Below are 20,280 nucleotides of genomic sequence, written 5' to 3'. Positions count from 1 at the left end.
ACGGAGACGAGACGATCTCCGACAGGGATCAGGACACGCCGACCCGACAGAGGGAGGGAAAAATGACGAGGACCCGCACGCCGGGCATCAGCCGCCGTTCAACGCTGGCGCTGATGGGCGCCGGTGCGATGAGTGTTGCCGCGCCTTGGGTGGCGCGTGCGCAAGCCAAGACCATCAAGATCGGCATGCCGACGATCCTGTCGGGCCGCGTGGCGCAGCTCGGCACGTCCTCGCGCAATGCGGTGATGCTCGAGGTCGAGAAGGTCAACGCCGCCGGCGGCTTGGCCGGCCGGCAGATCGAAATGGTGATCCGCGATTCCAAGGGCCAGCCGCAGGAAGCCGCCCGCGTCGCGCGCGAGCTCGTCAACACCGACGGCTGCGAATTGCTGCTCGACGGCGAGGCGTCCTCCGGATCGTTCGCGGTGCATGAGGTCGCGCGCGATCTCGGCGTGCTCTGCGTCCATACCTGCTCGGAAGCCTCTTCGCTGACCGCTGATCCGAAGCAGCACATCCCGAACGCGTTCCGCTGCGTGCGCCAGGGCATCCACGATTCCATCGTCGGCGGCAGCTACGCCGCCGCGATCGCCAAGGCCAAGGGCCTGAAGAAATGGGCGACCTGTTCGCCCGACTATGCCTACGGCCGCGACACCACCGGCGAATTCACGCTGTACCTGAAACGTTTCGCGCCTGATGTGGAGATCATCAGCGAGTCCTGGCCAAAGCTGTTCCAGCCCGACTACACCGAGGTGGTGACGAAGATCCTCCAAGCCAAGCCGCAGGCGCTTTATTCCTGCCTCTGGGGCGGCGATCTCACCTCCTACATCGACCAGGCCAACATCTACGCGATGTTCAGCCAGATGGAGGTGTTCGCGGTCAACATGGCCGACTACACCGCGCTCACCGTCGTGAAGAACCTGCCCAAGGGCATCCACTCCGGCAACCGCTACATCAAGACCTTTCCGACCACGCCGGAGAACGCGGCCTGGGGCGATGCCTACAAGGCGAAGTATAACGAGTATCCGACCAACTGGTCGTGGCAGAACGCGACCGCCGTGATGTTCCTGGCCGAGGCCGCCAGGAAGGCGAACTCCGCCGACGGCAAGAAGATCGCGGAGGCATTGAAGGGCCTCACCATCAAGTGCCCGTTCGGTGCCGACGGCACCGTGACGATGCGCGGCGACGACCACACGCTGGTCGGCTACGCCATCGGCTGGGGCACCACGATCCCGCAGGAGCCGTATGTGCCGGAGGTCAAGGCCGGCGACTGGAAGACGATCTTCGAGTTGGAGGCCGAGTGGAAGAAAAGCAAGGGTTACACCTGATCTGATGTGCGGCGGAGACGGGCGACCGTCTTCGCCGTTTTCGTTTGATTTTCGCGCCGTGTCAGGCGCGCCGCAATGAAAGTGCTCCCGTGGATCTCGACGCGCTTGCCGGCTGCCTCTCCAGCTCCGCCTGCCTGGTGACGCAGACCACCAGCGGCCTCATCATCGGCATGCTGCTGTTCCTGGTTGCGGTCGGGCTGACGCTGATCTTCGGCGTGCTCAAGGTGGTCAATTTCAGCCACGGCGCCTTCTACATGTTCGGCGCCTATTTCGCGATGACCGCCTATCAGCTCACCGGGAGCTTCGCGCTCGCGATGCTGGCGGGCGCGGCCGGCACCGCCATTCTCGGATTGATCTTCGAGCGCGTCTTCATGAGCCGCGTCTATGGCGCGGACGTCTTGATGCAGCTCCTCGTCTGCTACGCCTTCGTGCTGATCTTCGACGATGTCGTGCGCCTGATCTGGGGGCCGGAATTCAAGTCGATGGGCATGCCGTCCGCGTTCCAGGTGATGCCGCTGTTCATCGCCGGCGGCGTGGTGCCGCCTTATTATCTGCTGCTGATCGGCGTTGCGCTCGTTGCGGCTGTCGTGCTCGGCATCGGGTTGTCGCGCAGCCGCATCGGCAAGGTGATCCGCGCCGCCGCGCAAAATCCCGGCATGGTGTCCGCGCTCGGCATCAACACGGGCCTGATCTATGGCGGCGTGTTTGCGCTCGGCGGCATGCTGGCGGGCCTCGCGGGTGCGCTCGCCGCGCCGGTGCGCTCGCTCACGCCCGGGATGGGATTCTCGGTGCTGATCGAATCCTTCATCGTCACCGTGATCGGCGGCATGGGCTCGATCCTGGGCGCCCTGATCGGCGCGTTGCTGCTCGGCCTGATCCGCTCGTTCGGCTCGCTCGGCTTTCCGCTGTTCACGGAAGGCCTGATGTATCTGTTCATGGTGATCGTGCTGGTCTCGAAACCCACCGGCCTGTTCGGCAAGGAGGCGGCATGACCGAGCTGGAGGCCGGACACGCGCAAGGGCTGGCACCCGTGCGCGGTGGCTCGGTGCTGCAACGCTATCGCGACGTCCTGATCGCGCTGATCGCTTTTGCCGTGCTGGCGAGCCTGCCGCTGTTGACGGGCAGCAAGGCGCTGCTCGATTTCGTCATCCGCTGCTCCGCCTACGGACTGTTCGCGACCTCGCTCAACCTCCTGGTCGGCTACACCGGCCTGACCTCGTTCGGCCATGGCATGTTCTTCGGCCTTGGCGCCTACAGCTTCGGCCTGATCATGCAGAAGCTCGGCGTGCCCATTCCGGTCGCCTTCGTTGCGACGCTGGCGATCACGGCGCTCATCGCGGCCGTGATCGGCGCGATCTGCGTGCGGCTGAAGGAGATCTATTTCGCCTTCGTCACGCTCGCCTTCCAGATGCTGATCCACTCGACCATCCTGTCCTGGGCTTCGTTCACCGGCGGTGACCAGGGCCTGCGCGGCGGCATTCCGCGACCCGTCTTTCTCGGCATCGATCTGGCCAACCACGTCCATCTCTACATCGCGAGCTGCGCGCTGTTGATCCTTGGGCTGCTCGCGATGCGGCAGATCGCGCAATCGCCGTTCGGCTACACGTTGCGGATGATCCGCGACAATGCCGCGCGCGCGAGCTTTCTCGGTATCGACGTCTGGCGCGCCAAGCTCACCGTGTTCGTGCTGGCGGCGCTGTTCGCGGCGATGGGCGGCATGGTGATGGCGCTGTTCGTTTCCGGCGCCTATCCGGAATTCGCCTATTGGACCATCTCGGGTGAAGGCATCTTCATCAACATGCTCGGCGGCGTTTCAACCTTTTTGGGGCCGATGGTCGGCACCGTGCTGCTGCTGCTGCTCAACGACACCGTGACGCGGTTCACCGAGTATCACGGCATCGTGCTCGGCGTGGTCATCCTGTTCTTCGCGCTGGGCCTGCGCAAGGGCCTGCTGGATTTCGTCGCCGAGTGGTTCTCGCAGCGGCGTGACGCAGGCGAGGGCCGCTAGCGATGCTGGAGATCCGCAACCTCGCAAAATCCTTTGGTGGCGTGAAGGCGACCAACGACGTCTCGCTGGATTTCCCCGACGGTTCGCTCACTGCGGTGATCGGTCCGAACGGCGCGGGCAAGAGCACCTTCTTCAATTTGATCACCGGCGCGTTGAAGCCTGACACCGGCCAGGTGCTGCTCGACGGTGTCGACCTCGCCGGCCGCTCGCCGCCGGAGATCGTCCGTCACGGCATCGGCCGCGCCTTCCAGGTGGCGAGCATCTTCAAGTCGCTGACGGTGCAGGAGACCATGTTAGCCGCCGTCAGTGCCGACCAGCGCACCTCGGCAGTGCTGCACAAGCGCTTTCCTCTGCCGGAGACGCGCGACCGCGCCGAGCACGTGATGGAGCTGCTGGGCCTTGCCGGCAAGCGCCATCGCACGGCCGCGACGCTGTCACATGGCGATCAAAAGCTGCTCGACATTGCGCTGGCGCTGGTGCTCGAACCGAAGGTGCTGCTGCTGGACGAGCCCACCGCCGGCATGGGCCCCGAGGAGCGCTGGCGCATGATCGACAAGGTGCGCGAGCTCTGGGAGACGCAAAAAATCACGGTCGTCTTCATCGAGCACGACATGGACATCGTCTTCAAGATTGCGCCAAAAATCGTCGTGCTCTGCTACGGCCGCATCCTCGCCACCGGCACGCCCGAGGAGATCCGCAACGACAGCGCCGTGATCGAAGCCTATCTCGGCACCGAACATGCAGGAGCGGCCGGATGAGCTCTGTCGTCATCGAGGTCGCCGATCTCGACGTCTATTATGGCACCAGCCAGATCCTGTTCGGTGTCGGCCTCTCGGTGCGGCAAGGCGAGACCATGGCACTCCTGGGCCGCAACGGGGCCGGCAAATCGACGACCATGAAGGCGATCATGGGGCTGGCGCCGCCGCGACGGGGCAAAGTGAGCCTGCGCGGTGCTCTGATCTCGGGCCGGAAGCCGCATCATATTGCGCGCGCCGGTCTTGGCTTCGTGCCGGAGGACCGCCAGATCTTTCCGGAGCATACGGTCGAGGACAATCTCGTCATCGGGAAGAAGAGGGGGCCGGAGGGCCAGGACGAATGGCCGATCAAGCGCATCTATGAGGTCTTCCCGCTGCTGGAACCGCTGCGCCATCGCATTGCCGGGCGTCTCTCGGGCGGCGAGCAGCAGATGCTGGCCATCGCGCGCACGCTGATGGGCAATCCTGCGCTGTTGCTGCTGGACGAGCCGAGCGAGGGGCTTGCGCCGATCATCGTGCAGCGGATCGGCGAATTGTTGCGGCAGCTTCGAAGCATCGGATCGACCGTGCTGATCGCCGAACAGAACATGCATTTCTGCCTGGGGCTCGCGAGCCACGCCACGGTCATCGACAAGGGCCAAATCGTCTATGCCGCCGGAATCGACGAGCTGAAGGCCAACGACGCCATCCGCCGGCGTTATCTGGCCCTCTGAGCCGGGCGGGCGGTGTCCGAATAGGCCCGAAGAAGAAAGCGGTTGTCCGAGGTCATTCCGGCGGAAGGAGTTTCCCCGCGGGGGACCAAAAAAGCCAATCGCTTCCATTGCTGTTTGGGGTCGAAAAGACGACATTTCAGCCACGAATTGATGGATTGGCCTGCTATGGAACGCACTGGATTTGAGCCCTTTGGCGAGCAGTTGGTATCCGCGACGGATGCCCAGCCGAAGTCGCGCGCGTCAAAGCTCCTGTTGCGGGTCGGCACCGGGGTGTTCTGGTCGCTCGTGGCCGGAATCGTGCTCGCGCGTGCAGCGTTCTTCGAACCCGGCGTTTACGACGGGTTCAGCCGTGTGGCCTCGCTCGCCAAGAGCCTAATCTTCTGAGGCCGTTTATTCCGGGTTAGGACAGAACTTCCCTCGGCCCTGATATGTCGAAAACTTATTCCCCATTGAGCTGGCGCTGCGTATAAATCTTTCTCCTCTGGGAGAGATTTGTGTCGCAGAATCAAGCATCCAGCCCGGCCGATGCCAAGCCGGCCACCGCCGCGAGCCGTATTTTCGCGCTGATTCCAGGCATCCTCCTCTGTGTCGCCGTCGCCGGTGTCTCGGCCCTGCTCGAAAGGGCGGAGCTTGGCGTTTTCGAGCATCCCTATGTCGAGGCGCTGGTGATGGCGATCCTGCTCGGGATGGCCCTGCGCAGCTTCTGGAAACCCGCGCCGCGCTGGCAGGCCGGCATCGCCTTCAGCGCAAAACAGCTCCTCGAAGTCGCGGTCATGCTGCTGGGCGCCTCGATCAGCTTCGCCGCCATCGCGGCCTCCGGCGTCGCGCTGCTGGCGTCGATCGCAGCGGTCGTGGTGATTGCGCTCTGCGTCTCCTTTGGCATCAGCCGGATGCTGGGTCTGTCGACGCGGTTGTCGATCCTGATCGCCTGCGGCAACTCGATCTGCGGCAATTCGGCGATCGCCGCCGTGGCCCCGATCATCGGCGCCAACAATGACGAGATCGCATCCTCAATCTCCTTCACCGCGATCCTTGGCGTGATGATGGTGCTCGGCCTGCCGCTGCTGATTCCGCTGTTGCAATTGTCTGCCACGCAATACGGCATCCTCGCGGGCCTCACGGTCTATGCGGTGCCGCAGGTGCTGGCCGCGACGGTCCCGGCCGGGCTCGTCTCGACGCAGATCGGCACGCTCGTGAAGCTGATGCGTGTGCTGATGCTCGGGCCGGTCGTGGTCGGCCTGTCGCTCGCCGCCTCGCGCTGGCAGAGCGATGCCAAGAAGACCCATGTTGGCTTCTTCCGCCTGGTGCCCTGGTTCATCCTCGGCTTTCTGGCGCTGGCGACCTTGCGTTCCCTCGAAATCGTGCCGGGGACGGTGGTTGGTCCGGTGACCAAGATCACGAGCTTTCTCACCGTGGTGTCGATGGCGGCTCTCGGTCTCGGCGTCGACGTACGCGTGCTCGCCAATGTCGGCGGGCGGGTGACGGCCGCGGTAACGCTGTCGCTGATGCTGCTGCTCGGCATCAGCATCGCACTGGTGCATTGGTTCAAGTGAGCGGCGCGCTCTCTGGACTTCCCCCGCCAGACGTTTATTGGTTTTCGCCAATGTGATCGGCTGCGGCTGATCCGAGAAACAACGAGGGCGCGGCCATGACGACATTGACGGTGAAAGACCTTCTCCCTGAGGACGGAACACGCGGCGCACTCGCCGGCCGCGTCTGGCTGCCGCAGGCGAACGGTCCGGCCGTGGTCGCCGTCCGTGGCGACGGCGTGTTCGACGTCACCGCAAGATTTCCGACCATCAGCGCGCTCTGCGAAGAGGACAACCCGGCCAAGGCGCTGAGCCTGACCAAGGGCGAGCGCATCGGCGATCTCGACGCCATCGTGGCCAACACGGCGCCGGACCAGCGCGATCGCCAAAAACCTTGGCTGCTTGCGCCCGTGGACCTGCAGACGCTGAAGGCTGCCGGCGTCACTTTTGCCATCTCGATGCTGGAGCGCGTGATTGAGGAGCGCGCAAAGGGCAATCCGGCCTCGGCCGAAGCGATCCGCAAGGAAGTGACGCGGCTGATCGGCGATGATTTGTCGAAGCTCAAGCCTGGCTCCGACCAGGCGATGCATCTGAAGCAGGTGCTGATCGACCAGAACGCCTGGAGCCAATATCTCGAGGTTGGCATCGGTCCCGATGCCGAAGTGTTCACCAAGGCGCCGACCATGTCCTCGGTCGGCACCGGCATGGATGCCGGCCTGCATCCGAAATCGACCTGGAACAATCCGGAGCCGGAGCTCGTGCTGTTCGTGTCGAGCCGCGGCAAGATCGTCGGCGGCGCGCTCGGCAACGACGTCAATCTGCGCGACTTCGAAGGACGCTCGGCGCTGCTGCTGTCGAAGGCCAAGGACAACAACGCCTCCTGCGCGATAGGACCGCTGCTGCGCCTGTTCGACGACAGTTTTACGCTCGACGATGCGCGCAAGCTCGACATCAGCCTGAACGTGAAGGGGGCGGACGGCTTCGTTCTCGACGGCCATTCCTCGATCAGCAAGATCAGCCGTGATCCGACCGATCTGGTCGAGCAGACCATCGGCAAGGTGCATCAATATCCTGATGGCTTTGTGCTGTTCCTCGGCACGATGTTCGCGCCGGTCAAGGATCGCGATGCGCCGGGGCAGGGGTTCACCCACAAGCGCGACGACATCGTCACGATCGCAGCGCCCCAGCTCGGCAAGCTCGTCAACCGCATGCGCACCAGCGACGAGTGCGAGCCCTGGACCTTCGGCATCGGTGCGTTGATGAAGAACCTGGCGCAGCGGAAGCTGATTTAGCGCTTCACGTCTCGCAGCTGACCTCCCACGCGAACGTCTATGAGGCCGTCATGCCCGGGCTTGTCCCGGGCATCCACGTTCTTTGTCAGGCGAAGTAAGGCGTGGATGGCCGGGACAGGCCCGGCCATGACGGTTGTCCGTGGCTGGACTCACCTACAAACCTCCTTCATCTTCCCGTTGCATCGGGGGAACAAAATCGCGCTTGGCGTGTCTTAGAATCGCCTGCCGCCGCTCGGCGCGATTTCCTCTAAATAGTCAAATAATATGACTAGTCGGAACTCTTCTTCCGTGAAATAGTCCCTCCCGCCGCCTCGAAGGCCGGCCTGCGGGTGCCATGTTACCAATAGGCGCCCCGGATAACATCTTGGGAGACTCGCCTGATGATCCTCAAAGCCCTCTTTGCGGCCAGCGCCACGGCCGCCTTGCTGCTCGCGCTGCCGGCGAATGCCGCCGAGCTCACCATCGGCTTCTCGCAGATCGGATCGGAATCCGGCTGGCGCGCGGCCGAGACGTCGGTCTCCAAGCAGGAGGCCGCCAAGCGCAAGGTCAATCTCAAGATCGCCGACGCGCAGCAGAAGCAGGAGAACCAGATCAAGGCGATCCGCTCCTTCATCGCGCAGAACGTCGATGCGATCTTCCTCGCGCCCGTGGTCTCGACCGGCTGGGACTCGGTGCTGAAGGAGGCCAAGGAAGCCAAGATCCCGGTCGTGCTGCTCGACCGCGACATCGATCCGTCCGGCAAGGAGCTCTATCTCACCGCGGTCACCTCGGACAGCGTGCATGAGGGCGAGGTCGCCGGCGACTGGCTGGCCAAGACAGTCGGCGCCAAGGCCTGCAACATCGTCGAGCTGCAGGGCACCGTCGGCGCCAGCGTCGCCACCAACCGCAAGAAAGGCTTCGACACCGCCATCGCCAAGCACGCGAACCTGAAGGTGGTGCGCAGCCAGACCGGCGACTTCACCCGCGCCAAGGGCAAGGAGGTGATGGAAAGCTTCATCAAGGCCGAAGGCGGCGGCAAGAACATCTGCGCGGTCTACGCCCACAACGACGACATGATGGTGGGCGCGATTCAGGCGATGAAGGAAGCCGGCCTCAAGCCCGGCAAGGATATCCTCACCGTTTCGATCGACGCGGTCCCCGATATCTTCAAGGCGATGGTTGCCGGCGAAGCGAACGCCACGGTGGAGCTGACGCCGAACATGGCCGGCCCAGCACTGGATGCCGTCGCAGCCTTCAAGGGCAAGGGCACGGTACCGCCGAAGTGGATTCAGACCGAGTCCAAGCTCTATACTGCCGCCGATGATCCGCAGAAGATCTACGACAGCAAGAAGGGCCTCGGTTACTGAGGCGGGCGCCGCGCCGGACCGCTTCCGGTGGTCCGTCGCCCCCCTTCGAAACCGCTGCACGAACGACTAGGCTGGGTGTCCGCTTCAATGGCGGGCACCCGTGGGAGCGAATTTGCCATGCAGAACAGCCCCGATCCTGCTCTGCCCCTTCTTGAGGTGCGCGGGATCAGCAAGAGCTTCGGCGCTGTGCGCGCGCTGCAGGAGGTCGACTTCACGCTGCGCGCCGGCGAGATCCATGCGTTGCTCGGCGAGAACGGCGCCGGCAAGTCCACGCTGATCAAGGTCGTCACCGGCGTATTCCCACGCGACGCCGGCATCGTCAGGATCGGCGGTGAAGAGGTCGCGCCGCGCTCGGCCAAGGCAGCGCTGGCCGCGGGCATTGCCACCGTCTACCAGGAGGTCAATCTGCTGCCGAACCTGTCGGTGGCGCAGAATCTGTTCCTCGATCGCCAGCCAATGCGCTTCGGCATCGTGCGTGAGGGCGAGATGCGCCGCCGCGCCAAGGCGCTGCTTGCGGAGTTTGGCCTCGACATCGACGTCGCCGCGCCGCTCGGCAACTATTCGGTCGCCGTGCAGCACGTCACCGCGATCGCGCGCGCCGTCGATCTCTCCGCGCGGGTGTTGATCCTGGACGAGCCCACCGCGAGTCTCGACCGTCACGAGGTCGAGATCCTGTTCGGCATCATGCGCCAGCTCGCGAAACGCGGCATCGGCATCGTCTTCGTCAGTCACTTCCTCGACCAGGTCTACGAGATCTCCGATCGCATCACCGTGCTGCGCAACGGTCGCCTCGTCGGCGAGCGCGAGACCGCCTCGCTGCCGCGCCTCGAGCTGATCCGGCTGATGCTCGGCCGCGAGTTGGCCGAGACCACCAGCGCACGCGCATCAGCGGGCGAGCACAAGGTGCGCGAAATCTGCGCGAGTTTCGAGAATTACGGCAAGGCCGGCTATGTCGCGCCGTTCAATCTCGAGCTGCGCCATGGCGAGGTCGTCGGTCTCGCCGGCCTGCTCGGCTCGGGCCGGACCGAGACGGCGCGGCTGGTGTTCGGCGCCGAGCGCGCCGATGGCGGGAAGGCGAGGGTGGAAGGTGTGCCGGTGCGGCTGCAGTCGCCTCGCGACGGCGTACGCCACGGCTTCGGCTATTGCCCGGAGGAGCGCAAGACCGACGGCATCGTTGCCGAGCTCACGGTGCGCGAGAACATCGTGCTCGCGCTCCAGGCCAAACGCGGCCTGCATCGGCCGCTGTCGCGCCGCGAGCAGGACGAGATCGCGCGCCGCTACGTCAAGATGCTCGACATCCGTCCGCCCGATGCTGAGCGCCCCGTCGGCCTGTTGTCCGGCGGCAATCAGCAGAAGGTTCTGCTGGCGCGCTGGCTCGCGACCTCGCCGCGGCTTCTGGTGCTGGACGAGCCGACCCGCGGCATCGACGTCGGCGCGCATGCCGAGATCATCTGCCTGATCCGCGAGCTCTGCGACGACGGCTTGTCGCTGCTCGTGATCTCCTCCGAGCTCGATGAGATCGTGACCTATTCCGACCGCGTCGTGGTGCTGCGCGACCGCGCCCATGTCGAGGAGCTGGCGGGCGACGCGGTCGACGTCGGCAACATTCTCGCGGCCATTGCCGCCGATAGCGTCGCTGTTGCGCTTGAGGCCCACACATGACAGCGCTGTTGCCGCGCCGCGGCCTTGCCCAGATCCTCGCATTGATCGTCATCCTCGCGGTCGACCGTGTTGTGTCGCCGCAATTCTTCGACCTGCGCCTCCAGGACGGCCGTCTGTTCGGCAGCCTGATCGACGTGCTCAACCGCGGCACGCCGGTGGCGCTGCTGTCACTCGGCATGGTTCTGGTGATCGCGACGCGCGGCATCGATCTGTCGGTTGGCGCCGTCATGGCGATCGCGGGCGCGATCGCGGCGAGCCTCGCCGACACTCACAGTCTGGCCGTCGTGCTGGCGGCAGCGCTCGGCGCGGGCCTGATTTGCGGGCTGTGGAACGGCTTCCTTGTCGCGGTACTCGGCATGCAGCCGATCGTGGCGACGTTGATCCTGATGGTGGCCGGACGCGGCATCGCCCAGCTCATCACCGAGGGACGCATCGTGACGTTCTCCTCGCCGGATCTGGTCTGGCTCGGCAATGGCTCGGTGCTCGGCCTGCCGGTACCGGTCGTGATTACGCTCGGCATGCTGATCCTCACCGGCGCGGTGGTACGTGGCTCGGCGCTGGGGCTCCTGATCGAGGCGACCGGCGGCAACGCGCGGGCGAGCGAGCTTGCCGGCGTCGGCACCCGTGCGATGATCCTGTCGGTCTATGTCTGGTGCGGCGTCTGCGCCGCGCTGGCTGGCGTGATCGCGGCGGCCGACATCATGGGGGCAGACGCGAACAATGCCGGCCTCTGGCTCGAGCTCGATGCGATCCTGGCCGTGGTGATCGGCGGCACCTCGTTGTTCGGCGGCCGCTTCAGCCTCGTGCTGGCCGTACTCGGCGCGCTGATCATCCAGACCATGAACACCGGCATCCTTTTGTCCGGCTATCCGCCGGAGTTCAACCTGCTGGTCAAGGCGGTAGTGGTGCTCACGGTGCTGTTGTTGCAATCGCCGAAGCTGACCGGCTTTGCCGGCATCTCTGCGCGGCTGCGGAGGACGAAGGCATGAGAGGTCTGCCGCCCGCCCTCATTACGGCGATCGTGCTGGTCGCGGGCTTCGCAGCCTGCGCGGTGCAGTTTCCCAACATCGCCTCGACCCGCGTCGTCGGCAATCTCCTCACCGACAACGCTTTCCTCGGCATCGTCGCGGCCGGCATGACCTTCGTCATCATCTCCGGCGGCATCGATCTCTCGGTCGGCTCGGTGATCGGCTTCACCACGGTCTTCGTTGCGCTCGCGATCGAGCGCTGGGGCATGCCGCCGCTGGTTGCTTTCGTCGCCGTCCTCGCACTCTCGGCGGCCTTCGGTGCGGCGATGGGCGCGGTGATCCATGTCTTTGATTTGCCACCCTTCATCGTGACGCTCGCCGGCATGTTCCTGGCGCGCGGAGCGAGCTTCCTGCTCTCCACCGAATCCATACCGATCACCGCGCCGATCTATTCCACCGTGTCGGACTTCGCCTTGCGATTGCCGGGTGGCGGGCGATTGACGGCAATTGCGATCATCATGCTCGCGATCGTGATCGGCGGAGCCTTGCTGCTGCATCTCACCCGGTTCGGCGCCAACGTCTATGCGCTCGGCGGCAGCCGGACGACCGCGAGCCTGATGGGCGTTGCGGTCGGCAAGATGACGGTGAAGATCTACATGCTGTCGAGCCTGCTCGCAGGCATCGCCGGCATTGTCTTCTCGTTCTACACCAGCGCCGGCTATTCGCTTTCCGCCGTCGGCGTCGAGCTCGAGACCATCGCCGCCGTCGTGATCGGCGGCACGCTGCTCACGGGCGGGCAGGGCTCGGTGATCGGTACTTTCCTCGGCGTGCTGATCCAGGGCCTGATCCAGACCTACATCAATTTCGACGGCACGCTGTCGAGCTGGTGGACCAAGATCGCGACCGGTATCTTGCTGTTCGCCTTTATTGCCTTGCAGCAGGGACTGGTCGCGCTCGCGCGCCGGCCGCTGGCGAAGAGCGCAGGAGCCGCCACATGACATCGCGCATCGTCGTCATCCCGACGCGGCGGGCTCACTCCAACCATGCGGAGGTCGCCCGCTCGATCGGCATCGACATCATCGCCGGCCGCTACGCCGAGGGTACTCGCCTGCCTGGTGATGCCGAGATGATCGCGATGTTCGGCGTGTCGCGGCCGGTGCTGCGGGAGAGCGTGAAGACCCTGGTCGCCAAGGGCCTGCTGACCACCAAGGCGCGCGTCGGCACCGTCGTACGCGAACGCGCCGCCTGGAACATGTTCGACGCCGACGTCCTGGCCTGGCATCTGGACGCCGGCATCGACAAGCGTTTCCTCAACGACCTCGCCGAGATCCGTCTCGCGGTCGAGCCGCGCGCGGCGATGCTGGCGGCCGCGCAGCGGTCGGAGGAGGACCTGGCCGAGCTTCGGCGCAGCATGGACCGCATGCGGCTCGAAGCGTCCGATTCGGTCGGCTTTGCCGATGCCGACCTCGCACTCCACGTCGCCGTGGCGCGCGCCTCCGGCAACCTGTTCATGCGCTCGATCGGTCACGTCATCGAGGCCGCGCTTCGCGCCTCGTTCCTGCTGAGTGCGCCGGTCGAATTGGAAGACCGCGACACGGTGCTGCTCTGGCACCAGAAGATCGTCGATGCCATTGCGGCCGGCGATGCGGAGGCCGCCTCTGAGGCGATGATTTTCGTCATTCATAACGGCATGCATCGCCATGAGGGCACGGTCATCGAGACCGCACCGGCCTCCGTGGAATCTGGAGAGGGATCGTGACGGAACTTCGCATCGCCATCGTCGGCTTCGGCAAGATCGCGCGTGACCAGCATGTCGGCGCAATCGCCGCCGTGCCGGGCGCGGCGCTGGCGGCCATTGCCAGCCGTAACGCCTCGCTGCCGGGACTGCCGCATTTCGCGACCATCGAGGAGCTGCTGGAAAAGGGACCGCCGATCGATGCGGTCTCGCTCTGCACACCGCCGCAGGTGCGGCGCGCGCAGGCCGCCGCGGCGCTCGCGGCCGGCAAGCATGTCATGCTGGAGAAGCCGCCGGGCATCGGTGTCGCCGAGCTCGATCCGCTTGTAGCGATGGCGGCGGAGGCAAAGCGCACGCTGTTTGCGACCTGGCATTCGCGCCATGCGCCGGCGGTCGAGCCCGCGCGGCAATGGCTCGCTGAGCGACGCATCAAGTCGGTGCACGTCAGCTGGAAGGAGGATGTTCGCGTCTGGCATCCCGGTCAGGGCTGGATCTGGGAACCAGGCGGCCTCGGCGTGTTCGATCCCGGCATCAACGCGCTGTCGATCCTGACCAAAATCCTGCCGAAGCCCGTGTTCGTCACCGCGGCCGAGTTGGCGTTTCCCGCCAATTGCCAGGCACCGATTGCGGCTAACCTGACGCTGACGGACATCGACGGCCTTGCTGTCACCGCCGAGTTCGATTTCCGCCAGACCGGACCGCAGAGCTGGGATATCCTCGTCGATACCGACCAGGGCCGGATGACTTTGTCCAGCGGTGGCGCACGGTTGGAGGTCGACGGCAAGGTGCTTGCCGAGGCGCCCGATGAAGAATATCGCGGGCTCTACCGGCGCTTCGTCGAGCTCGCGGCGACCGGCGCAAGCGACGTCGATCTGACGCCGCTTCGCCTCGTTGCCGACGCCTTCCTGCTCGGCAGGCGCACCGTCGTCGAACCGTTTGTGGATTAGACATGGCCGCATCAAAAATCACAAAAGACATCTTCGGCACACTGCCTGACGGTCGCAAGGTCGAGCGCATCGTGCTGCGCGGCGAGGGCGACTTCGAGGCGCGCATCATCACCCACGGCGCGGTGATCCAGGCGCTGATTGCGCCGGATGCGAAGGGCGGTCATGACGACGTCGTGCTCGGCCATGACGCGTTCGCCGGCTATCTCGCGGAGCGAAAGTTCCTTGGGGCCACCGTCGGCCGCTATGCCAACCGCATTGCCAAGGGGCAGTTCTCGCTCGACGGCGAGACGGTGCAACTTCCCGTCAACAACGGGCCGAACGCGCTGCACGGCGGCCTCGATGGATTCGACCGCAAGCTCTGGCAGATTGCGGAGATCGACGACGGCGCCGAGCCCGCGGTGACGCTGACCTATGTCAGTCCGCATGGCGAGGAGAATTATCCCGGCCAGCTCGATGTCCGCCTGACCTATCGCGTCACCGGCCCGACCGAATTGTCGTTGAGCATGGAGGCGCGGACCGACCGTCCCACCATCGTCAACCTGACCAACCACAGCTTCTTCAATCTGGAAGGCGCAACGTCAGGCACGCCCATTCTCGATCACAGGCTGACGGTTGCCGCCGAACATTTCCTCGCCATCGATCCCACCGCCATTCCGCTGCCCGGACCGCCGCGCGCGGTGGCCGGCACGCCGTTCGACTTCCGGGAGCCTCGGCAGGTTGGCGAGCGCATCCGGCAGAGCGATGAGCAATTGCAGAGCGGCAGGGGTTACGACCACACCTACTGCCTCGCGCGCGACGGCAAGCTCGCACTTGCTGCCCGGCTGGAGGCACCGCGCTCGGGGCGCGTCATGGAGCTGTTCACCGATCAGCCCGGCGTTCAGGTTTATTCCGGCAACTATCTCGATGGCACGATTTCGGGGAAGGGCGGCAAGCTGATCCGGCAATCGGATGCCATGTGCCTGGAGCCGCACATCTGGCCTGACGCGCCGAACCGGCCGGATTTTCCGAGCCCGCGCCTCGATCCCGGCGGAGCCTATCGGCACCACACGGTCTATCGCTTCGGTGTGAGGACGTCATGATGGAACAGGTGCCGACATCAGTTCTCTCGGACGATCCCTGCCATCTCGGCGAGGGCCCGACCTATGACGTGACCACCGATACGGCGTGGTGGTTCGACATCCGCGAAGGACGGTTGTTCGAGGCGCAACTCGGCAGCGGCAGCATCCGCGTCCATGCGCTCGGCCGGATGGCGAGCGCGCTCGGGCGCATCGATGCCGAGCGCCAGTTGATCGTCGCCGAGGACGGTCTGTATATCCGCAAGCTTGCCGACGGCGCCATGACGCTGTTCTGTCCGCTCGAGGCGGACAATCCTGCCACGCGCTCCAATGATTGCCGTGTGCACCAGTCCGGCACGTTCTGGATCGGCACCATGGGCAAGAAGGCCGAGCCGAAGGCGGGGGCGATCTACGCGCTCCATCGCGGCAAGATCTCGACGCTGTTTCCCGGCATCAGCATTCCCAACTCGATTTGCTTCTCGCCGGATGGCGCCATTGGCTATTTCACCGACACTGCGCGCGCCGTGCTCTATGCAGTCCCGCTCAATCCCGCGACCGGCCTGCCGCGCGGCGAGCCGGAGGTGCTGCTGCGCCACACCGGCATCGGCGGCCTCGATGGCTCGGTGTGCGATGCCGACGGAAACATCTGGAATGCCTGCTGGGGCGCGAGCCGTATCGATGTCTATTCCCCGCAAGGCGAGCGTCTGCGCTCACTGAGCGTGCCGGCGAAGCAGGCGAGCTGTCCCGCCTTCGTCGGTTCCGATCTGTCGCGCCTCCTTGTCACGTCAGCGTGGCAGGATATGGACGCGGCAGGGCGCGCCGCCGATCCGCAAGCCGGTTGCACGTTTCTATTGGAGGCGTCCGCGCGCGGTCGCGCGGAGCCCGACGTCAAGCTCGCATAGGAGACCGGAGGCAGCCCACGACGACGTTCTCGACGAAATAAAGAAACAGTCTGACACCCAAGGGAGTAAAACATGCTGAAACTGAAGACGACATTCCTCGCACTGGCGCTGGCCGGCGCTGCGACGATGGCCACAGGCCTCACCGCCTCCGCCCAGGACAAGGCGACCGTCGGCATCGCGATGCCTACCAAATCGTCGGCGCGCTGGATCGACGACGGCAACAACATGGTCAAGGTGCTGAAGGAGCGCGGCTACAACACCGACTTGCAATATGCCGAGGACGATATCCCGAACCAGCTCTCGCAGGTCGAGAACATGGTGACCAAGGGCGCGAAAGCCCTGGTGATCGCCGCGATCGACGGCACCACGCTGTCCGACGTGCTCAAGCAGGCCAAGGCCAAAGGCATCACCGTGATCGCCTATGACCGCCTGATCCGCGGCACGCCGAACGTCGACTATTACGCGACCTTCGACAATTTCCAGGTCGGCGTGCTCCAGGCGCAGTCGATCGCGCAGGGGCTCGGGCTGAAGGACGGCAAGGGCCCGTTCAACATCGAGCTGTTCGGCGGCTCGCCCGACGACAACAACGCCTACTTCTTCTACAACGGCGCGATGAGCGTGCTGAAGCCCTATATCGACAGCGGCAAGCTCGTCGTCGCCTCGGGCCAGATGGGCATGGACAAGGTCGCGACGCTCCGCTGGGACGGCGCCACTGCCCAGGCCCGCATGGACAATCTGCTCAGCGCCTACTACGGCAACAAGAAGATCAACGCCGTGCTCTCGCCCTATGACGGCATCTCGATCGGCATCATCTCCTCGCTGAAGGGCGTCGGCTACGGCAGCGCCGATCAGCCGATGCCGATCATTTCGGGGCAGGACGCCGAGGTGCCCTCGATCAAGGCGATGCTGCGCGGCGATCAGTACTCGACCATCTTCAAGGACACCCGCGACCTCGCCAAGGTGACCGCCGACATGGTCGACGCCGCGCTGGCCGGCAAGCAGGTCGCGGTCAACGACACCAAGACCTACGAGAACGGTGTCAAGACCGTGCCGTCCTACCTGCTCAAGCCGGTCGTGGTCTACAAGGACAATTGGGAGAAGGTGCTGGTTGAGAGCGGCTACTACAAGAAGTCGCAGTTCCAGTAGAGTTCTCGTGCCGTCGTTCCGGGGCGCCCGAAGGGCGACTCCGGAACCTCGAGATTCCGGGTTCGATGCTTCGCATCGCCCCGGAATGACGGCGGAGGGATTCACGAAAGTTTCCAAGGACACGACGCCATGACCGCCATGCTGGAGATGCGCAACGTCAGCAAGAGCTTTGCCGGCGTGCAGGCGCTGCGCGACGTCAACTTCTCGGTTCACGCCGGGCAAATCCACGCGCTCGTCGGCGAGAACGGCGCCGGAAAGTCGACGCTGATGAAGGTGCTCAGCGGGGTCTACCCGCATGGCAGCTACGAGGGCACCATCGTCTTCGACGGTGAGGAGCGGCGCTTCCGCGACATCAACGATTCCGAGGCGCTCGGCATCATCATCATCCACCAGGAGCTGGCGCTGATCCCGCTGATGTCGATCGCCGAGAACATCTTCCTGTCGCATCCGCCGTCGAAGCTCGGCGTCATCGACCGCGACGAGGTCTACCGTCGTACACGTGAGCTGCTGGCACAGGTCGGCCTGAAGGAATCCCCGGACACCCTGATCACTGATCTCGGCGTGGGCAAGCAGCAGCTGGTCGAGATCGCGAAGGCGCTGTCCAAGCGGGTGCGCATGCTGATCCTGGACGAGCCGACCGCGAGCCTCAACGAGGCCGACAGCGCCGCGCTGCTCGAACGCCTGATGGCGTTCCGCGAGCAGGGCATCGGCTCGATCCTGATCTCGCACAAGCTCAATGAGGTCGCCAAGGTCGCCGACCACATCACCGTGCTCCGCGACGGCCGCACCGTCGACAGCATCGATTGTCGCGCCGAGCCGATCCAGGAAGACCGCATCATCCGCAGCATGGTCAATCGCGACATGGCTCACCGTTTCCCGGAGCGCAGCGTGAAGATCGGCGAGCCTGTGCTCGACGTCGCGAACTGGTCAGTCTATCACCCCATCCATCCCGAGCGGCAGGTGATCAAGAACGTCAGTTTCGGCGTCAGGCGCGGCGAGGTCGTCGGCATTGCTGGCTTGATGGGCGCCGGCCGCACTGAATTCGCCATGAGCCTGTTCGGCCGTTCCTGGGGCAGCAATATCAGCGGCAGCATCCGGCTCGAAGGCAGAGACATGGTGCTGCCGAGCGTCGCGGCGGCGATCGACGCCGGCCTTGCCTACGTCACCGAGGACCGCAAGCAGCTCGGCCTGATCCTGGCCGACGACGTCCGCAAGAACATCACGCTCGCCAGCCTCGATCAGGTTGCACCCAAACGCGTGATCGACGACATCGCCGAGCTGAAGATCGCCAGCGACTATCGCACCCGCATGCGCATCCGCTGCTCCGACGTCTACCAGGAGACCGGCCAGCTCTCCGGCGGCAACCAGCAGAAGGTTGTGCTGTCGAAATGGCTGATGACCGACCCAAAGGTGCTGATCCTGGACGAGCCGACAAGGGGCATCGACGTCGGTGCCAAATACGAGATTTACTGTATCATCAACGAGCTGGCGGAAGCCGGCCGCGGCGTCGTGGTGATCTCCTCGGAGATGCCCGAGCTGCTCGGCATCTGCGACCGGATTTGCGTCATGAACGACGGCGCCTTCGTCGGCGAGTTCAAGGGTGCGGACGCGACGCAGGAAAAGATCATGCGCGCCATCATGCGCAACGAACGAAACATTGGGAACGCCGCGCCCGCGGCCGCGGAAATGGGAGGAATGCAGCCATGACCGACAAGACGGTATCGCTGCCCGAGGAGCGCCGGCACGGCAGCTTCATCAAGAACAATTTGCGCAACTACGGCATGCTGATGTCGTTGATCGCGATCATGCTGTTCTTCCAGGTCATGACCGGCGGCACGCTGCTGCAGCCGCTCAACCTGACCAACCTGGTGCTGCAGAACAGCTACATCGTCATCATGGCGCTCGGCATGCTGCTGGTGATCGTCACCGGCCATATCGACCTGTCGGTCGGCTCGGTCGCCGGCTTCGTCGGCGCGGTGGCCGCCGTGCTGATGGTGACCTACAAGATCGATTACACGCTCGCCTTCATCGCCTGCCTGTTGCTGGGGGCGGCGATCGGCGCGGCGCAGGGCTATTGGGTGGCCTTCTTCGGCATTCCGTCCTTCATTGTGACCCTGGCGGGCATGCTGGTGTTCAAGGGCCTCGCGCTCGCGGTGCTGCAGGGGCAGTCGCTCGGCCCGTTCCCGGCGACCTTCCAGAAGCTGTCGTCGGGCTTCATTCCGGAACTGCTGCCCGAAGCCGGCACGCTGCATCCGACCTCCATGCTGATCGGTGCCGTGCTCGCGCTCGGGCTCGTCTATGCCAGTGCCAAGGGCCGTTCGCGCGAGCAATCGCATGGCATCGAGGTCGAGCCCTACGTGTTCTTCCTGGGGAAGAGCGTTCTGCTCGCCTGCGCCGTGCTCTATTTCACCTATCTGATCGCCTCGCATCGCGGCCTGCCGAACGTGCTGGTCATCATGACCGCGTTGATCGCGCTCTATGGCTTCGTCACCCGGCGCACCGTGATCGGCCGGCAAGTCTACGCGGTCGGCGGCAATGCGAAGGCGGCAAAACTGTCGGGCATCAAGACCGAACGGCTGACCTTCCTCACCTTCGTCAACATGGGCGTGCTGGCCGCGCTCGCCGGCCTCGTCTTCGCCGCGCGCCTCAACACCGCGACGCCGAAGGCGGGATTGGGTTTCGAGCTCGACGTCATCGCCGCCTGCTTCATCGGCGGCGCCTCGGCCTATGGCGGGGTCGGGCGCGTCGGCGGCGCCGTGGTCGGCGCCATGATCATGGGCGTGATGAACAACGGCATGTCCATCCTCGGCATCGGCATCGACTACCAGCAGGTGATCAAGGGCCTGGTGCTGCTCGGGGCGGTGTGTATCGACGTGTATAACCAGCGGCGGTAGCCGCAA

General features: G+C 64.9%; 19 protein-coding genes. All 19 read left to right on the top strand.

The window, feature by feature from the left end; genetic code table 11:
- Positions 1 to 62: 62 nt before the first annotated feature.
- The 19 genes from GDN70_RS26240 (at position 63) to mmsB (ending at position 20,274) form a co-directional block, all read left to right on the top strand.
- Complete coding sequence (locus GDN70_RS26240) at positions 63 to 1,322, top strand: ABC transporter substrate-binding protein (protein WP_028142385.1); 1,260 nt, start codon at positions 63 to 65, stop codon at positions 1,320 to 1,322.
- 89 nt (positions 1,323 to 1,411) lie between these two features.
- Positions 1,412 to 2,314 carry a branched-chain amino acid ABC transporter permease gene (locus GDN70_RS26235; protein WP_028142386.1) on the top strand — a complete coding sequence of 301 codons (903 nt, stop codon included), beginning with the start codon at positions 1,412 to 1,414 and terminating at the stop codon, positions 2,312 to 2,314.
- Positions 2,311 to 3,330, top strand: coding sequence for a branched-chain amino acid ABC transporter permease (locus GDN70_RS26230; RefSeq protein ID WP_038947138.1), 1,020 nt, complete (start codon positions 2,311 to 2,313; stop codon positions 3,328 to 3,330). Before GDN70_RS26235 ends, GDN70_RS26230 begins: the two co-directional genes overlap by 4 nt.
- Before the next feature lie 2 nt (positions 3,331 to 3,332).
- The gene (locus GDN70_RS26225) at positions 3,333 to 4,088 is read left to right on the top strand and encodes an ABC transporter ATP-binding protein (protein ID WP_038947140.1); all 756 of its coding nucleotides are present in this window, start codon (positions 3,333 to 3,335) and stop codon (positions 4,086 to 4,088) included.
- The gene (locus GDN70_RS26220) at positions 4,085 to 4,798 is read left to right on the top strand and encodes an ABC transporter ATP-binding protein (protein WP_038970575.1); all 714 of its coding nucleotides are present in this window, start codon (positions 4,085 to 4,087) and stop codon (positions 4,796 to 4,798) included. The genes GDN70_RS26225 and GDN70_RS26220 overlap by 4 nt, the downstream gene beginning before the upstream one ends.
- A 42-nt stretch (positions 4,799 to 4,840) precedes the next feature.
- On the top strand, positions 4,841 to 5,182 hold the full coding sequence (locus tag GDN70_RS35585; RefSeq protein ID WP_240536282.1) for a hypothetical protein: 342 nt from the start codon (positions 4,841 to 4,843) through the stop codon (positions 5,180 to 5,182).
- Positions 5,183 to 5,292: 110 nt separating this feature from the next.
- Positions 5,293 to 6,351, top strand: coding sequence for a YeiH family protein (locus GDN70_RS26210; protein ID WP_038947144.1), 1,059 nt, complete (start codon positions 5,293 to 5,295; stop codon positions 6,349 to 6,351).
- Between the two features lie 95 nt (positions 6,352 to 6,446).
- Positions 6,447 to 7,619, top strand: coding sequence for a fumarylacetoacetate hydrolase family protein (locus GDN70_RS26205; protein WP_152103239.1), 1,173 nt, complete (start codon positions 6,447 to 6,449; stop codon positions 7,617 to 7,619).
- 380 nt (positions 7,620 to 7,999) lie between these two features.
- Positions 8,000 to 8,965, top strand: a complete 966-nt coding sequence (gene ytfQ / locus GDN70_RS26200) for a galactofuranose ABC transporter, galactofuranose-binding protein YtfQ (RefSeq protein WP_018315902.1) — start codon at positions 8,000 to 8,002, stop codon at positions 8,963 to 8,965.
- A gap of 117 nt (positions 8,966 to 9,082) precedes the next feature.
- Positions 9,083 to 10,627: a sugar ABC transporter ATP-binding protein gene (locus tag GDN70_RS26195; protein WP_152103238.1), complete on the top strand. Its 1,545-nt coding sequence runs from the start codon at positions 9,083 to 9,085 to the stop codon at positions 10,625 to 10,627.
- A complete protein-coding gene (locus GDN70_RS26190; RefSeq protein WP_028142393.1) occupies positions 10,624 to 11,616 on the top strand; it encodes an ABC transporter permease in 993 nt (330 codons plus the stop codon). Before GDN70_RS26195 ends, GDN70_RS26190 begins: the two co-directional genes overlap by 4 nt.
- Positions 11,613 to 12,593, top strand: coding sequence for a galactofuranose ABC transporter, permease protein YjfF (gene yjfF / locus GDN70_RS26185; protein ID WP_028142394.1), 981 nt, complete (start codon positions 11,613 to 11,615; stop codon positions 12,591 to 12,593). The genes GDN70_RS26190 and yjfF overlap by 4 nt, the downstream gene beginning before the upstream one ends.
- Positions 12,590 to 13,354, top strand: coding sequence for a FadR/GntR family transcriptional regulator (locus GDN70_RS26180; protein WP_038947151.1), 765 nt, complete (start codon positions 12,590 to 12,592; stop codon positions 13,352 to 13,354). Before yjfF ends, GDN70_RS26180 begins: the two co-directional genes overlap by 4 nt.
- Entirely contained in the window at positions 13,351 to 14,277 is a 927-nt protein-coding gene (locus GDN70_RS26175; protein ID WP_028142396.1) for a Gfo/Idh/MocA family protein, read from the top strand. The genes GDN70_RS26180 and GDN70_RS26175 overlap by 4 nt, the downstream gene beginning before the upstream one ends.
- Positions 14,278 to 14,279: 2 nt before the next feature.
- On the top strand, positions 14,280 to 15,356 hold the full coding sequence (locus GDN70_RS26170; protein WP_028142397.1) for an aldose epimerase family protein: 1,077 nt from the start codon (positions 14,280 to 14,282) through the stop codon (positions 15,354 to 15,356).
- Complete coding sequence (locus GDN70_RS26165) at positions 15,356 to 16,234, top strand: SMP-30/gluconolactonase/LRE family protein (RefSeq protein ID WP_028142398.1); 879 nt, start codon at positions 15,356 to 15,358, stop codon at positions 16,232 to 16,234. The genes GDN70_RS26170 and GDN70_RS26165 overlap by 1 nt, the downstream gene beginning before the upstream one ends.
- Before the next feature lie 72 nt (positions 16,235 to 16,306).
- Entirely contained in the window at positions 16,307 to 17,380 is a 1,074-nt protein-coding gene (chvE, locus tag GDN70_RS26160) for a multiple monosaccharide ABC transporter substrate-binding protein (RefSeq protein WP_028142399.1), read from the top strand.
- 129 nt (positions 17,381 to 17,509) lie between these two features.
- Complete coding sequence (mmsA, locus tag GDN70_RS26155) at positions 17,510 to 19,087, top strand: multiple monosaccharide ABC transporter ATP-binding protein (protein ID WP_152103237.1); 1,578 nt, start codon at positions 17,510 to 17,512, stop codon at positions 19,085 to 19,087.
- Complete coding sequence (gene mmsB, locus GDN70_RS26150; RefSeq protein ID WP_152103236.1) at positions 19,084 to 20,274, top strand: multiple monosaccharide ABC transporter permease; 1,191 nt, start codon at positions 19,084 to 19,086, stop codon at positions 20,272 to 20,274. The genes mmsA and mmsB overlap by 4 nt, the downstream gene beginning before the upstream one ends.
- Positions 20,275 to 20,280: the final 6 nt, after the last annotated feature.

Source organism: Bradyrhizobium sp. TM102, assembly GCF_009176685.1.
GTDB classification, from domain to species: domain Bacteria; phylum Pseudomonadota; class Alphaproteobacteria; order Rhizobiales; family Xanthobacteraceae; genus Bradyrhizobium; species Bradyrhizobium ottawaense.
This window is presented reverse-complemented; position numbering and strand designations above follow the sequence as displayed.

Coding starts and splice junctions, on each gene's coding strand:
- GDN70_RS26170 (WP_028142397.1), top strand. CDS start 14,280: ATGGCCGCATCAAAAATCACAAAAGACATCTTCGGCACACTGCCTGAC.
- mmsB (WP_152103236.1), top strand. CDS start 19,084: ATGACCGACAAGACGGTATCGCTGCCCGAGGAGCGCCGGCACGGCAGC.
- GDN70_RS26205 (WP_152103239.1), top strand. CDS start 6,447: ATGACGACATTGACGGTGAAAGACCTTCTCCCTGAGGACGGAACACGC.
- GDN70_RS26225 (WP_038947140.1), top strand. CDS start 3,333: ATGCTGGAGATCCGCAACCTCGCAAAATCCTTTGGTGGCGTGAAGGCG.
- yjfF (WP_028142394.1), top strand. CDS start 11,613: ATGAGAGGTCTGCCGCCCGCCCTCATTACGGCGATCGTGCTGGTCGCG.
- GDN70_RS26240 (WP_028142385.1), top strand. CDS start 63: ATGACGAGGACCCGCACGCCGGGCATCAGCCGCCGTTCAACGCTGGCG.
- mmsA (WP_152103237.1), top strand. CDS start 17,510: ATGACCGCCATGCTGGAGATGCGCAACGTCAGCAAGAGCTTTGCCGGC.
- GDN70_RS26195 (WP_152103238.1), top strand. CDS start 9,083: ATGCAGAACAGCCCCGATCCTGCTCTGCCCCTTCTTGAGGTGCGCGGG.
- GDN70_RS26165 (WP_028142398.1), top strand. CDS start 15,356: ATGGAACAGGTGCCGACATCAGTTCTCTCGGACGATCCCTGCCATCTC.
- GDN70_RS26220 (WP_038970575.1), top strand. CDS start 4,085: ATGAGCTCTGTCGTCATCGAGGTCGCCGATCTCGACGTCTATTATGGC.
- GDN70_RS26190 (WP_028142393.1), top strand. CDS start 10,624: ATGACAGCGCTGTTGCCGCGCCGCGGCCTTGCCCAGATCCTCGCATTG.
- chvE (WP_028142399.1), top strand. CDS start 16,307: ATGCTGAAACTGAAGACGACATTCCTCGCACTGGCGCTGGCCGGCGCT.
- ytfQ (WP_018315902.1), top strand. CDS start 8,000: ATGATCCTCAAAGCCCTCTTTGCGGCCAGCGCCACGGCCGCCTTGCTG.
- GDN70_RS26180 (WP_038947151.1), top strand. CDS start 12,590: ATGACATCGCGCATCGTCGTCATCCCGACGCGGCGGGCTCACTCCAAC.
- GDN70_RS26230 (WP_038947138.1), top strand. CDS start 2,311: ATGACCGAGCTGGAGGCCGGACACGCGCAAGGGCTGGCACCCGTGCGC.